Origin of the sequence: Trinickia sp. LjRoot230 (assembly GCF_964253315.1) — a bacterium.
Classification (GTDB): Bacteria; Pseudomonadota; Gammaproteobacteria; order Burkholderiales; family Burkholderiaceae; genus Trinickia.
In genome coordinates this window covers 4,173,929-4,187,112 of the sequence record NZ_CAXUQX020000001.1, presented here as the reverse complement: position 1 = coordinate 4,187,112, position 13,184 = coordinate 4,173,929, and the positions used below count along the sequence as shown (strand labels likewise).

At 60.1% G+C, this 13,184-nt stretch carries 13 protein-coding genes; all 13 read right to left on the bottom strand.

The window, feature by feature from the left end:
- Window positions 1-49 precede the first annotated feature (49 nt).
- The 13 genes from atpA to ACSQ20_RS19140 all read right to left on the bottom strand — a co-directional run bounded on the left by atpA (window position 50) and on the right by ACSQ20_RS19140 (window position 13,159).
- Complete coding sequence (gene atpA, locus ACSQ20_RS19200) at window positions 50-1,591, bottom strand: F0F1 ATP synthase subunit alpha (RefSeq protein ID WP_436022750.1); 1,542 nt, start codon at window positions 1,589-1,591, stop codon at window positions 50-52.
- Between the two features lie 56 nt (window positions 1,592-1,647).
- A complete protein-coding gene (locus ACSQ20_RS19195; RefSeq protein ID WP_436022748.1) occupies window positions 1,648-2,187 on the bottom strand; it encodes a F0F1 ATP synthase subunit delta in 540 nt (179 codons plus the stop codon).
- A gap of 2 nt (window positions 2,188-2,189) precedes the next feature.
- Complete coding sequence (locus ACSQ20_RS19190) at window positions 2,190-2,660, bottom strand: F0F1 ATP synthase subunit B (protein ID WP_436022746.1); 471 nt, start codon at window positions 2,658-2,660, stop codon at window positions 2,190-2,192.
- 139 nt (window positions 2,661-2,799) lie between these two features.
- The gene (atpE, locus tag ACSQ20_RS19185; RefSeq protein WP_007180033.1) at window positions 2,800-3,069 is read right to left on the bottom strand and encodes a F0F1 ATP synthase subunit C; all 270 of its coding nucleotides are present in this window, start codon (window positions 3,067-3,069) and stop codon (window positions 2,800-2,802) included.
- 84 nt (window positions 3,070-3,153) lie between these two features.
- Window positions 3,154-4,005, bottom strand: coding sequence for a F0F1 ATP synthase subunit A (atpB, locus tag ACSQ20_RS19180; protein ID WP_436022743.1), 852 nt, complete (start codon window positions 4,003-4,005; stop codon window positions 3,154-3,156).
- 127 nt (window positions 4,006-4,132) lie between these two features.
- Window positions 4,133-4,678, bottom strand: a complete 546-nt coding sequence (locus tag ACSQ20_RS19175) for an ATP synthase subunit I (RefSeq protein ID WP_436022741.1) — start codon at window positions 4,676-4,678, stop codon at window positions 4,133-4,135.
- A gap of 225 nt (window positions 4,679-4,903) precedes the next feature.
- Window positions 4,904-6,049, bottom strand: coding sequence for an SLC13 family permease (locus ACSQ20_RS19170; RefSeq protein ID WP_436022739.1), 1,146 nt, complete (start codon window positions 6,047-6,049; stop codon window positions 4,904-4,906).
- The gene (locus ACSQ20_RS19165; RefSeq protein WP_436022737.1) at window positions 6,046-6,936 is read right to left on the bottom strand and encodes a ParB/RepB/Spo0J family partition protein; all 891 of its coding nucleotides are present in this window, start codon (window positions 6,934-6,936) and stop codon (window positions 6,046-6,048) included. Before ACSQ20_RS19165 ends, ACSQ20_RS19170 begins: the two co-directional genes overlap by 4 nt.
- A 43-nt stretch (window positions 6,937-6,979) precedes the next feature.
- Entirely contained in the window at window positions 6,980-7,750 is a 771-nt protein-coding gene (locus ACSQ20_RS19160; RefSeq protein ID WP_436022735.1) for a ParA family protein, read from the bottom strand.
- Window positions 7,751-7,787: 37 nt separating this feature from the next.
- Complete coding sequence (rsmG, locus tag ACSQ20_RS19155; protein WP_436022733.1) at window positions 7,788-8,471, bottom strand: 16S rRNA (guanine(527)-N(7))-methyltransferase RsmG; 684 nt, start codon at window positions 8,469-8,471, stop codon at window positions 7,788-7,790.
- Window positions 8,472-8,482: 11 nt separating this feature from the next.
- Window positions 8,483-10,450 carry a tRNA uridine-5-carboxymethylaminomethyl(34) synthesis enzyme MnmG gene (mnmG, locus tag ACSQ20_RS19150; RefSeq protein WP_436022731.1) on the bottom strand — a complete coding sequence of 656 codons (1,968 nt, stop codon included), beginning with the start codon at window positions 10,448-10,450 and terminating at the stop codon, window positions 8,483-8,485.
- Window positions 10,451-10,623: 173 nt separating this feature from the next.
- Window positions 10,624-11,370: an ABC transporter ATP-binding protein gene (locus tag ACSQ20_RS19145; RefSeq protein ID WP_436022729.1), complete on the bottom strand. Its 747-nt coding sequence runs from the start codon at window positions 11,368-11,370 to the stop codon at window positions 10,624-10,626.
- 13 nt (window positions 11,371-11,383) lie between these two features.
- On the bottom strand, window positions 11,384-13,159 hold the full coding sequence (locus ACSQ20_RS19140) for a branched-chain amino acid ABC transporter ATP-binding protein/permease (protein ID WP_436023242.1): 1,776 nt from the start codon (window positions 13,157-13,159) through the stop codon (window positions 11,384-11,386).
- Between the last annotated feature and the right edge of the window lie 25 nt (window positions 13,160-13,184).

The following is a 13,184-nucleotide window of genomic DNA, read 5'->3' as shown; positions in this document are numbered from 1 at the left end:
CGTTCAACTTCCCGCCGCGCGCGGCCTCAAGGTCGTTATGCCTCGCGGATCAATAAGCACCCGACTTCTTGAAGTCCTTCAAGGCGGCATGCAACGCGGCCTCGTCGTCCTTCGACAAGTCTTTCGTGTCTTCGATACGCTTCACCAGGTCAGCATGGCTCGTCTTCAGATATTCGCGCAGACCCTTTTCGAACGGCAGCACCTGCTTCACGTCGATGTCGTCGAGGTAGCCATTGTTCGCGGCGAACAGCGAAACCGCCAGCTCCCACACTTGCAGCGGCAGATACTGCGGCTGCTTGAGCAGTTCCATCACGCGACGGCCGCGTTCGAGCTGCTTGCGGGTCGCTTCGTCGAGGTCCGATGCGAACTGCGCGAAAGCGGCAAGCTCGCGATACTGCGCCAAATCGGTACGGATACCGCCCGAAAGCTTCTTGATGACCTTCGTTTGCGCCGCACCACCCACGCGCGACACCGATACACCCGCGTTGATCGCAGGACGGATACCGGCGTTGAAGAGGTCGGTCTCGAGGAAGATCTGGCCGTCGGTAATCGAGATCACGTTCGTCGGCACGAAGGCGGTCACGTCGCCCGCTTGCGTTTCGATGATGGGCAGCGCCGTCAGCGAGCCGCTCTTGCCCTTCACTTCGCCGTTCGTGAACTTCTCGACATACTCTTCCGACACGCGGGCGGCGCGCTCGAGCAAGCGCGAGTGCAAATAGAAGACATCGCCCGGATACGCTTCGCGGCCCGGCGGGCGGCGCAGCAGCAGCGAGATCTGCCGATATGCCCACGCCTGCTTGGTCAAATCGTCATAAATGATCAGCGCGTCTTGCCCGCGGTCGCGGAAGTATTCGCCCATCGTGCAGCCCGCGTACGGCGCGAGATACTGCATCGCGGCCGATTCCGAGGCCGACGCGGCGACGACGATCGTGTAATCGAGCGCGCCCGTTTCTTCGAGCTTGCGGACCACGTTCACGATCGACGAAGCCTTCTGGCCGATCGCGACGTAAATACAGATCAGGTCCTTGCCTTTTTGGTTGATGATCGCGTCGACGGCCACTGCGGTCTTACCCGTCTGGCGGTCGCCGATGATCAGCTCGCGCTGGCCGCGGCCGATCGGCACCATCGCGTCGATCGATTTCAGACCCGTTTGCACCGGTTGCGACACCGACTTGCGCCAGATCACGCCCGGGGCGATCTTTTCGACCGCATCGGTCATCTTCGCGTTGATCGGGCCCTTGCCGTCGATCGGGTTGCCAAGCGCATCGACCACGCGGCCGATGAGTTCCCGGCCAACCGGCACTTCCAGAATGCGGCCCGTCGTCTTGACGACGTCGCCTTCCGAGATGTGCTCGTATTCACCGAGAATCACGGCGCCGACCGAATCGCGCTCGAGGTTCAGCGCGAGACCGAAGGTGTTGCCCGGAAACTCGAGCATTTCGCCCTGCATCACGTCCGACAGGCCGTGAATGCGCACGATGCCGTCGGTCACGGAGATCACCGTGCCTTGATTGCGAACGTCAGCGCTCGCTTCCAGGCCCGTGATCCGGCTCTTGATCAGCTCGCTGATCTCAGAGGGATTAAGTTGCATTATTCGCTCCTGATATTCAATTCTGTTGCGTGCCGATGGGCAGTTCGCGCGCCGGGTTAAGCGGTGAGCGCAGTCTGCATGCTGGCGAGCCGCGCGCGGACCGAGGTGTCGAGCACTTCATCGCCGACTGTCACACGCACGCCGCCGATCAGCGACGAATCGACTTCGACCGTCGGCTTGAGCTTGCACTTGAATTTGCGTTCGAGACTGGCGACGAGATCGGCGAGCGGCTGGCCTTCGAGCGGGAATGCACTGACGATGAGCGCGTCGGCTGCGCCTTCGCTAGCGTTTTTCAGTTCGTCGAACTGCACGGCGATTTGGGGCAAAAGCGCAAGCCGATGGTTATCGACGAGCATCTGCACAAAATTCTTCGCCTGCGGCGCTTCTTTTTGCGGCGATTTGACCGCCGCAAGCAAAAGCTCGACAACCTGGGCGCGGCTCACCTTCGGGCTCGTGGCGATCGACAGCACTTCGGGCAGATGCGCAACCTGTGCCAGCTCCTGCACAAGAGTGGACCAGGCAGCGACGTCGCCACCCTCGGCTACGCCAAAGAGCGCTTCCGCGTACGGACGGGCGATGGTTGCAAGTTCAGCCATGATCAGAGCTCGGCTTTCAGTTGATTGAGCAATTCGGCGTGAGCCGTTTGATCAATCTCGCGCTTGAGGATTTGCTCGGCGCCCTTCACCGCCAGCGAGGCGACTTCGGAGCGCAGCGTTTCGCGTGCCTTCACCACCTGCTGCTCGGCATCGGCCTTGGCTTGCGCAATGATGCGCGCGGCTTCGGTATGAGCATTGGTCTTGATTTCGTCGGCAACGGACAACGCGCGCTTTTCCGCATCGGCGATGCGCTGCTGGCCATCGCTGCGCGCCAGCGCGAGTTCCTGGTCGGCCCGCTTGTGCGCCGACTCGAGTTCCGTCTTGCCCCTTTCGGCGGCCGCCAGGCCGTCGGCGATCTTCTTCGCGCGTTCGTCGAGTGCGTTGACCAGCGGCGGCCACACGAACTTCATCGTGAACCACGCGAGGATCAGGAACACGACCATTTGCGCAAACAGGGTTGCGTTGAGATTCACGGTGTTTCCTTAAACGTTGCTAATTCGGAAAGTGAAACGGTAAGGCGCTCATCGACATTGCGTTCGATCAGCGCCCAAGATCCGTTTCGCCGCCGCGCCCCAGGCATTCATATGCCGTGGCGCAAACTTCCGAGAAACCTCAGCCTGCCAGCTTCGAGAGCAGCGGGTTCGCGAACGCGAACAGCATCGCCACGCCGACGCCGATCAGGAATGCCGCGTCGATCAGACCAGCCAACAGGAACATCTTCGTTTGGAGCGGGTTCATCAGTTCAGGCTGACGCGCGCAGGCTTCGATGTACTTGCCACCCATCAGGCCAATACCGATACAGGCGCCGATTGCACCCAGGCCGATGATGATGCCGATACCGATGGCGGTCAGACCTTGGATGTTGGCGATGAAAGCTTGCATGATCACTCCTTTGTAAAAGACTTTTTAGAACCGGATTTAGAGAAACGAAAACGAATTCGTAGGTGCACGCTTACAGCTTGGGGCTTAGTGCGAGTCGTGCGCCTGACCGATGTACACGAGCGTCAGCATCATGAAGATGAACGCTTGCAGCAGCACGATCAGGATGTGGAAGACCGCCCAGACACTGCCTGCGATCACGTGGCCGATGAAGCCGAGCACCGTCGTGTCCGCGCCGAAGTTCCAGAGGCTGCCAAGCAACGCGATCAGCAGGAACAGCAACTCGCCCGCGTACATGTTGCCGAACAGCCGCATGCCGAGCGAAACCGTCTTGGCGACAAACTCGATGATGTTCAACGCAAGGTTCGGGATCCACAGCAGCGGGTGCGAACCAAACGGCGCCGAGAGCAGTTCGTGCAAAAAGCCGCCCGGGCCCTTGATCTTGAGGTTGTAATAGATCATCAGCACAAACACGCCGAGCGCGATGCCGATCGTGCCGTTGAGGTCGGCCGTCGGCACGATGCGATGGTGCGAGATGACGCCCGACAGGCCGAGCCAGCCGATGACACGGCCGGGCAGGTCGACCGGGATGAAGTCGAGCGAGTTCATCAGGGCAACCCAGATGAACACGGTCAGCGCAAGCGGCGCGATGAAGGCGCGATTGCCGTGAATCATCGATTTCGATTGATCTTCGACCATCTCGACGAGCATCTCGACCGCGCACTGGAAACGCCCCGGCACGCCCGATGTAGCCTTACGCGCCGCCAATCGCAACAGCACGATGGTAACGACACCGCATACGATCGACCAAAACAGCGTGTCGAGATTCCAGACGTGGATATCGAAAATCGACGTCTGGTGCGAGGTGGAGAAGTTCTGCAAGTGATGCGCAATGTACTCGGACGGGTCCTCGACGCGCGTGCCTTCGCTAGCTGCCATATCGTTAATGCCACCCAAATTGTCGAAAATCTTGTGGCCGACGCATGCCGGCCCCGCGGAAGAAATGCCGCCCCGCGCACGAAACGTGGCGCGCAAGCACGGCCTTCAACCGGCTATTAATGTTCCGTCAGTGCCAAGCAAGCGCCAGCCAGTACGTCTTGAGCGCGACGAGATAGGTCACGAAAAGCGGCAGCCACCGCACGTCGTGATACCAAAACGCGATTGCGACGAACATCGCAACCGTCACCCCCATCTTGAGCGCCTCGCCGACCATCCAGCCGATGATCGACGCGCCTGCGCCCGCTCTTTTCAGACGTGCCGCGAACAATGCGCCCGGCACCCAACCAATCGCCCCCCCCAGGAACGCCGACAGCGCAGCCGCACCCGGTGGCTCGTAAAACAGCCACCAAACCAGCGTTGCAACCAGGGACAAAACCATTTGCGCCATCACAACCCTGAACGGCGTGACGCGCGATGGACGGCTCACCTTCGGACCAAACAGCTTTTCAGCCTCGGCCCGCGTGAGCGGAACGATATTTATATCTTGCTGCTCGGCATCCCACGCATCGTCGAACCTTTCGGTGCGACCCGCCGGCGCGACCTGCGGTACGTTGGAAACGGTATGCGGCGCGCGTGCCTCGTTGTGCCTTGTGTTCGGCTCTCGATCGGCCATCGCCTATCATCCCGGCTATCTACAAAAACGTGTTCCAACTACCCGATATCGATCGCACCAACTACTTCGCCGGTTACTACCCTCGCCGCGATTCGCGCCACTTCTTTCACGACACTTACGGGGTTGCCTCGCGAATAAATCCGGGCGATTGTAAGCGATAGTGGCAGGCGATTCAAGACTTTAGGCCGGACGAAAATCGGCTGCGAAGCGCAGCGCCCGAGCGAGTCATTGCCAGGCAAGGAGCCACGCACCCAACGCACCGCCGACGATCCAAAACGGAATTGAAAGCAGATGAAAGGCGAACCAGATTCGGCGCTCTCCGGCAAGCCTCACTGCAATCAGGTTCGCCAGCGATCCGATCGCAATGCCGAAGCCGCCGACACTGACACCGAAGGCAAGCGCGCGCCAATCGCGCGTGAACTCCGCGAGCATGATGGCCGCCGGAACGTTGCTGATACCCTGCGAGAGCACGGCCCCTGCGACATAAGCGCGCAGTGGCGTGCCGATGTCGATCGCGGCGATGGTCTGTTTTATCGAAGGCAGCGCCGCGGCGCTGCGCAATACGACAAACATCAGGACGAAGATCAGCAGCAACGCCCAGTCGATCTTCAACACCGCCTCGCGCCGCCATACGAGAAAGCCGAGCCCAACGCCGATGAGCCCGATATCGACATGATGCGAGTCGGCCAGCAGCACAAATGCCACGAAGAGCAGCGCCGCCGTCGCAGCATAGGGCTGATCGACGGGCTGCACCGCGGCATCGTGGGATAAATCGAGCCGCCGCGGCTTGAACGAGACGAACGCCAGCGCATACAGCAGCACCATCAAAACGGCGCATAGCGGCAACAGCGCATAGACGAAGCCGCCGAACGAAACCCCGCTCGTCTGCCACAGAAAGAGATTTTGCGGGTTGCCAAGCGGCGTCAGAATCGACCCGGCATTCACCGCAAGCGCGGCGAAAATCGTGAGCCGCGCGACTGGCAACGGCGTCAATTTATTAAGGGACAGAACGAGCGGCACGACGACGAACAGCGCGACGTCGTTAGTCACGAGCATCGACAAGGCGGCGGCGAGGCCGATCAGCAGGCATGCAAGCGCCCGCTCGGAATGGACATGCCGCACGACGCGGTGGGCAAGCCACATCAGAAAACCCGACAGCTCGATTGCCTTGGTCAATATCAGCAAGCCAGCGAGCGTCATGACCGTGGCCCAATCGACGAGCACAGGCAGTGCTCGCCACGGCTGCGGATGCCAGCATTGCAGCGCAATCAGCGCGGCAATCAGGATAGACAACACCGGCTCTTTCGCCACCAGTGCGAACAACTCGCGCGGTGGCCATGCAAACTTGCGCGACGACTCAGCAGCGGTCATGCGCTAACGCTGTTGCCGCGAAGGCGCGCCAAAATGCCTTCTAACGCATCAAGACTGCCGAAGTCGATTTGTAACTGGCCGCGCCCTCGCCGACCCAGTTTGATCTTGACCGCAGCCGCGAGCAGATCGGACAACTCCTCTTCGAGCCGGCGCGTGTCGCGGCCGCCGTCCTCATTGGCTTTCGCTTTCGCCGTCGGCGCGGCTTTCGTCGTGGCGCCAACCAGCCGCTCGGTCTCGCGCACCGACATCCGCTTATTCACGACCTGGTTGGCAAGCGTAATCTGCGTCGCGGAATCCACCGCAAGCAACGCGCGGGCATGTCCCATGTCGAGATCACCGGCGAGCAGCATCGTTTGTACGGGCGCGGCCAGATTCAGTAGCCGCAACAGGTTCGATACGGCGCTGCGCGAGCGGCCGACCGATTCGGCCGCTTGCTCATGAGTGAAATCGAATTCGTCGAGGAGCCGCTGAATGCCCTGCGCTTCTTCAAGCGGATTCAGATCTTCGCGCTGAATATTCTCGATCAACGCCATCGCCGCGGCCGCCTGGTCGGGAACATCTTTGACCAGCACAGGCACCTCGGCAAGCCCGGCCAAATGCGCGGCGCGGAACCGCCGCTCGCCGGCAATGATCTCGTATTTGTCGTTGGGCACAGGGCGCACGAGAATGGGCTGCATCACGCCTTGCGCACGAATACTGGCCGCAAGCTCCTGCAAGCTGCCCTCGTCCATGCGCGTACGCGGCTGATACTTGCCTGCCTGCAAACGCACGAGCGGAAGTACGTGCGGTGCGCCCTCGCTCTTGACCGCCGCCGTGATATCGGGGCTGCCGCCAAGCAGCGCTTCCAAGCCTCGGCCCAATCCCTTCTTCTTCGCTACTGCATTCATTTCGCTTCCTCGATCCGCTTGTGGTCGCACGTCGCCGCTACGCTTACAGCGCGCGCACGCGCTCAATCATTTCCGCACCGAACTGCACGTAGGCCTGCGCTCCGCGAGACGCACGGTCGAACACGACACCCGGCAACCCATAGCTCGGGGCTTCCGCGAGCCGCACATTGCGCGGAATCACGGCATCGAACACCTTGTCGCCAAAATGCTCCTTGAGCTGATCGGAAACCTGCTGCTGCAACGTGATGCGCGGATCGAACATCACGCGCAAAAGGCCGATCACTTTCAAGTCGCGATTCAGGTTGGCGTGCACCTGCTTGATGGTATTGACGAGATCGGAGAGCCCCTCGAGCGCGAAGTATTCGCACTGCATCGGGATGACAACACCATGCGCCGCGCATAGCGCGTTGAGTGTCAGCAGCGAAAGCGCTGGAGGGCAATCGATCAGCACGAAATCGTACTCGTGCGCCACGAGCACGATAGCGTTCTTCAGCTGACGCTCACGGTTCTGAACGGCGACGAGTTCAATTTCCGCACCAGCGAGCTCACGATTCGCCGGCACGACATCGTAGGCTACGGCCTCGGATTTAACGCGCGCTTCGGCGACGGAAACGCCGTCGACAAGCACTTGATAGACCGTGCTTTCGCATTTCGCCTTATCGATGCCGCTGCCCATCGTCGCGTTGCCTTGCGGATCGAGATCGATCAGCAGCACGCGCTGCCCCTGCGATGCGAGACTCGCGGCCAGGTTGACCGCTGTCGTTGTCTTGCCGACTCCGCCCTTCTGATTCGCGACGCAGAAGATTTTTGCCATCGTGTGTTAGATCCTAACCTACTGCTTTTACAGGGTTTTATAGCTCGACGGGATCGGCGACGATCTCGATCAAGTGCCGCTTCGCATCGAGCGACGGTACCGACAACGGGATCACCCGCGCGACACGTGCGCCAGCCGGTAGCCGCGCCATCTCGGCATCGGGGTACACGCCTTTCATCGCCCACATCGATCCGCGCTCGCTGACCAAGCGCCGCGCAAGTGTAACGAAATCGGAGAGTTCTGCGAATGCGCGAGAGACGATTGCGTCGAACTTTCCTGGCACATCGACCCCGGGACGCAACGTTTCGACATGCCCCGTTACGACCGACAGATTGTCGAGCTTGAGTTCCGACTTCGCTTGAGCCTGAAAAGCCGTCTTCTTCTGAACGATGTCATTCAGTGTGACCGCGCGCGTCGGCATAACGATCGCCAGCACGATTCCCGGCAGACCGCCGCCCGAGCCAACGTCGAGAATCGACGCAGGCTCGCTCGCAGCCAGGTGCGGCACGATGGACAACGAATCGAGCACGTGCTGAATCAGCATTTGCCGCGGGTCACGAATCGCCGTCAGGTTATAGACAGCGTTCCACTTGGCTAGCAATGCCACGTAATCGATCAACAAAGCCGATTGGGTGTCCGACAGCGCCACCCCGAGTTCGCGCGCGCCGGCTTCCAGCAATGGGTGTAATGCGTTTCGATCCAGCCCGCGCTCAGAACTCATGCGTGACGACGTCATCGCGTAACCGGCGCCGCATCTGCGCCGCGCTCGTCGTCATTTGGCGCCGGCACACTTCGGCGGCCCAGTCCTTTCTTGAGATGCACCATCAGCAACGAAATGGCAGCGGGTGTCATGCCTGAAATGCGTGAGGCCTGCCCTATCGTTTCAGGGCGGAATTGATCGAGTTTCTGCCGCGCCTCGAACGAAAGCCCCCGCACCGACATGTAATCGAGCCCTTCCGGCAACCGCGTGCTCTCATTGGTTTCATTACGTTCGATCTCGCCTGCTTGCCGCTCGATGTAGCCCTGATACTTGATGCCAATCTCGATCTGCTCTTTGATCTGATCAAGCAACACCGCGTCATCCGCCAATGCTTCGGCCGGCCCGCAATCGCCCCCACGCAACGCACAAATTCCGTCGTAGGTCACCCCTGGGCGACGCAGCAAATCCGCGAGACTGTATTCATGCTCAACCGGCTTGCCGAGTAGCGCAGTCGCCTCCTCGGCGGGCAACGTCTTCGGATTGACCCACGTTGTGCGCAGCCGCTCTGTTTCACGTGAAACAGCGTCGCGCTTACGGCAGAAGGCATCCCAGCGTGCGTCGTCCACAACACCCAATTCGCGGCCTATCTCGGTCAGACGCATGTCAGCGTTGTCTTCTCGCAGGCTCAAACGATATTCCGCACGACTAGTGAACATCCGGTAAGGCTCCGACACGCCTCGGGTCACGAGATCGTCCACAAGCACGCCAAGATACGCTTGGTCGCGGCGCGGACACCAAGCCTCTTTCTGCTGGGCATAGCGGCCAGCGTTAATGCCGGCCAGCAAACCCTGCGCCGCCGCTTCTTCATAACCTGTCGTGCCGTTAATCTGGCCGGCGAAGAACAAGCCATGAATTGCCTTCGTCTCTAACGATGCCTTTAAGCCCCGTGGATCAAAATAGTCGTATTCGATCGCATAGCCCGGACGCAAGATGTGGGCGTTTTCAAGCCCTCGCATCGAATGAACAAGGTCAAGCTGTACGTCGAACGGCAAACTCGTCGAAATGCCATTCGGATAGAACTCGTTCGTCGTCAGGCCCTCGGGCTCAAGAAAGATCTGATGCGACGTCTTTGACGCGAACCGATGAATTTTGTCTTCGATCGACGGGCAATATCGCGGCCCTACGCCTTCGATAACACCCGTATACATCGGGGAACGATCCAGCCCACCGCGGATGATGTCGTGTGTGCGCTCATTCGTATGCGTGATCCAGCACGGCACCTGTCGGGGGTGCTGCTCTACTCGCCCGAGAAAAGAAAATACCGGAATGGGATCGAGATCTCCGGGCTGCACTTCGAGCGCCGAAAAATCGATAGTCCGCCCATCGATGCGCGGTGGCGTACCGGTTTTGAGCCGCCCCTGCGGCAACTTCAATTCTTTTAAGCGCGCAGACAGCGACACCGCTGCGGGGTCGCCAGCGCGCCCTCCCGTGTAGTTGTTGAGGCCAACATGGATCTTCCCGTCGAGGAACGTTCCAGCTGTGAGTACCACCGCCTGTGACCGAAAACGGATGCCAACTTGAGTAATCGCGCCGACCACACGGTCGCCTTCCACGATCAGATCCTCTACGGCCTGTTGAAACAGCTGTAGATTCGGCTGATTCTCAAGCCGATGACGAATCGCTTGCTTATATAGCAGACGGTCGGCCTGTGCGCGCGTCGCACGGACGGCTGGCCCTTTCGACGAATTGAGAATGCGGAATTGAATGCCGCCCTCGTCCGTCGCCGCCGCCATGGCTCCGCCTAGCGCGTCGACTTCCTTGACCAGATGGCCCTTGCCGATGCCGCCAATGGACGGATTACAGCTCATTTGTCCGAGCGTTTCGATGTTGTGCGTCAACAGCAGCGTTTTGGCACCCATGCGGGCAGCGGCCAGCGCTGCCTCGGTGCCGGCGTGGCCACCACCGACCACAATGACGTCAAACTCTATGGGATAAAGCATTGGGATCCCGCCAACGCGGATGCGTGCGGGCCTGTCGAGAAAAAAAGGATATGCGCGAAATTATAACGGGTTCGCCGTACCGCGACCGCCCGTTAAATGGCTAACGAGTTGTTTCACGTGAAACCATCGCAGCTGCACCCGCGTAAACCTGCAAACGCAACCCAAGCGTTGCCTCAAATCGTTTTCCCAGCCAACCCCAGATACGTCTCGATCACCTGCGGATTACCTGCCAAGGCCTCGGCCGCTCCTTCCAGCGCCAACTCCCCTGTCTCCAGTACGTATCCGTAGTCCGAAATCTGCAATGCAGCGCGCGCGTTTTGCTCGATAAGCAGCGTTGTCACGCCGGTACCCTTAAGCGCGCTGATGACGTGGAAGATTTCTTTGACGATCAAGGGTGCGAGCCCGAGACTCGGCTCGTCCAGCATCAAAAGATCTGGCTTGCCCATTAACGCTCGTCCGAGTGCGAGCATCTGGCGTTCGCCGCCTGAAAGCGTCCCGGCAGCCTGCTTGCGCCTTTCCTTCAACCTCGGAAAAAGCTCGAAGACGGGCTCGAGCTGATCGAGGAAGTCGCGTTCCCCCGCTTGCTTGCGCCGATACGCTCCCAACAGCAGGTTGTCATCTACCGACATCGTAGAAAAAAGCTCGCGTTTCTCCGGAACGAGGCAAATACCAAGCGCGACGCGCGCCTCCACCGGCAGCAGCTCGATTTCCTCGTTGCGATACCGGACCGTTCCGTTGGCATGGCCGGTCGTCGGCAATGCACCCATGACTGCATTGAGCAAGGTCGATTTGCCGGCCCCGTTCGGACCAATCACACTGACGATCTGCCCGGGCCGCACCTCCATCGATATCTGATGGAGCGCCTCTACTTTTCCATAGCGCACAGACAAATTTGATACCGTCAAAATCGGCTCAATCATCGCTAGGGTCATCTCATTCCACCCCGCCAAGATAGGCTTCGAGCACCGCAGGATGGTTTTGCACTTCCCGCGGCAAGCCCTCTGCGATACGCGCGCCGAAGTCCATCACCACGAGCCGGTCGGCGAGATTCATCACGAAGTCCATATCGTGCTCGACGAGCAGCACACTCATGCCCTCCGCTTTCAGCTTGCGCAGCAATTCGGCCAATTGCAGCTTTTCCTGCAACCTCAACCCGGCTGCCGGCTCATCGAGCAGCAGCAACGTCGGGTCACAGCACAATGCACGAGCAATCTCGAGCGTCCGTTGTTGACCCAGCGCCAAACTGCCCGCCTCGTCGTACATATGAGCCTCGAGCCCGACACGGCGTATCTGCCGCGCCGCCTCGGCCATCAGCCCACGCTCTTCCGCGGCGTTAAGCCGGACGATGCTGCGCCACACGCCCGCTGCGCCGCGCAAATGACCACCGATCGCAACGTTCTCGAGTACCGTCATCCCTGGCAGCAGCTTCACATGCTGGAAGGTGCGACCAATGCCGCGTTGCACTATTTCACGTGAAGGGAGCATGTCGATACGTTCGCCGGCGAAATGGATCGTGCCATGCGTCGCCTTGAGCACGCCGCTCACCAAGTTGAAGGTGGTCGATTTCCCGGCACCATTGGGCCCAATTAAGCCGACGATTTCTGCCGCACGAACCTCGAAGCTCACATCATTGACGGCGACGAGGCCGCCGAATGTTTTGCGCGCGCGGTCTACCACGAGCAAAACTTCACCCGGCGCGCTTTTTGTGCGTTGCGGCAAAATCTGCACCCGATCCGGCACATGCGCCACCGGGCTCTTCGGAAAGAAACGTACAACGAGCGGCCAGACACCTTCCCGTGCGTAGTGCAAGAGCAACACCATCGCGATACCGAAAACGATCACTTCAAAGTTGCCGCTTTGACCCAAGACCATCGGCAGGAACGTCTGCAAATAATCTTGGACAACGGTGAGGATGGCCGCACCGACAATCGCACCCCATACATGCGCGACACCACCCACCACCGCCATGAACAAATACTCGATTCCATGATTGAGCCCGAACGGCGTAGGATTCACGGCGCGCTGCAAATGCGCGTATAGAAAGCCCGATATCGCGGCTAGCACAGCCGAATAAACAAAGATCACCACGCGCAGCCACGCCGTGTCCACGCCCATGGACTCGGCCATTACGCGTGCGCCGCGCAACGCGCGTATCGCCCGCCCCGGCCGACTGTTGAGCAGGTTCTGCACGGAAATAACGGCTGCCAGCACGACGATCCAAATCAAGTAGTAGATGTGGCGCCCAGAGGCGAGCGAAAAGCCAAAGAACGACAGCGCAGGGATGCCGTTGATCCCATCGTACTTTCCGAGCCATTCGAGGTTGCCGAACAGGTAGTAGAGCGAAAGCCCCCAGGCGATCGTACCGAGCGGCAGGAAGTGCCCTGACAGGCGCATGGTGACCGCCCCGATCAACAGTGCGACCACCACCGTCAGTGCAATGCCGACGGCCAGCGCAACCCATGGAGATACGCCGAACCGCGTCGTGAGATACGCGCTCGCGTAAGCGCCGACACCAACAAACGCAGCCTGGCCAAAGCTTGTCATTCCGCCAATGCCCGTCAACAACACCAGGCCGATCGCTACGATCGAGTAAAGCCCGATGTAATTGAGCAGCGTGATCCAGTACTCGGGCACGTGTACGGGTGCGGGCAATAGCGGTAGCGCGAAGACGACGATAAGCAAGGCCCACGTCATGTTGGCGGACGCCATCGCAGGTAGAAACGAACGCTTCAAG

Coding starts and splice junctions, on each gene's coding strand:
- atpA (WP_436022750.1), bottom strand. CDS start 1,591: ATGCAACTTAATCCCTCTGAGATCAGCGAGCTGATCAAGAGCCGGATC.
- ACSQ20_RS19195 (WP_436022748.1), bottom strand. CDS start 2,187: ATGGCTGAACTTGCAACCATCGCCCGTCCGTACGCGGAAGCGCTCTTT.
- atpE (WP_007180033.1), bottom strand. CDS start 3,069: ATGCAAGCTTTCATCGCCAACATCCAAGGTCTGACCGCCATCGGTATC.
- atpB (WP_436022743.1), bottom strand. CDS start 4,005: ATGGCAGCTAGCGAAGGCACGCGCGTCGAGGACCCGTCCGAGTACATT.
- ACSQ20_RS19175 (WP_436022741.1), bottom strand. CDS start 4,678: ATGGCCGATCGAGAGCCGAACACAAGGCACAACGAGGCACGCGCGCCG.
- ACSQ20_RS19170 (WP_436022739.1), bottom strand. CDS start 6,049: ATGACCGCTGCTGAGTCGTCGCGCAAGTTTGCATGGCCACCGCGCGAG.
- ACSQ20_RS19165 (WP_436022737.1), bottom strand. CDS start 6,936: ATGAATGCAGTAGCGAAGAAGAAGGGATTGGGCCGAGGCTTGGAAGCG.
- ACSQ20_RS19160 (WP_436022735.1), bottom strand. CDS start 7,750: ATGGCAAAAATCTTCTGCGTCGCGAATCAGAAGGGCGGAGTCGGCAAG.
- rsmG (WP_436022733.1), bottom strand. CDS start 8,471: ATGAGTTCTGAGCGCGGGCTGGATCGAAACGCATTACACCCATTGCTG.
- mnmG (WP_436022731.1), bottom strand. CDS start 10,450: ATGCTTTATCCCATAGAGTTTGACGTCATTGTGGTCGGTGGTGGCCAC.
- ACSQ20_RS19145 (WP_436022729.1), bottom strand. CDS start 11,370: ATGATTGAGCCGATTTTGACGGTATCAAATTTGTCTGTGCGCTATGGA.
- ACSQ20_RS19140 (WP_436023242.1), bottom strand. CDS start 13,159: ATGGCGTCCGCCAACATGACGTGGGCCTTGCTTATCGTCGTCTTCGCG.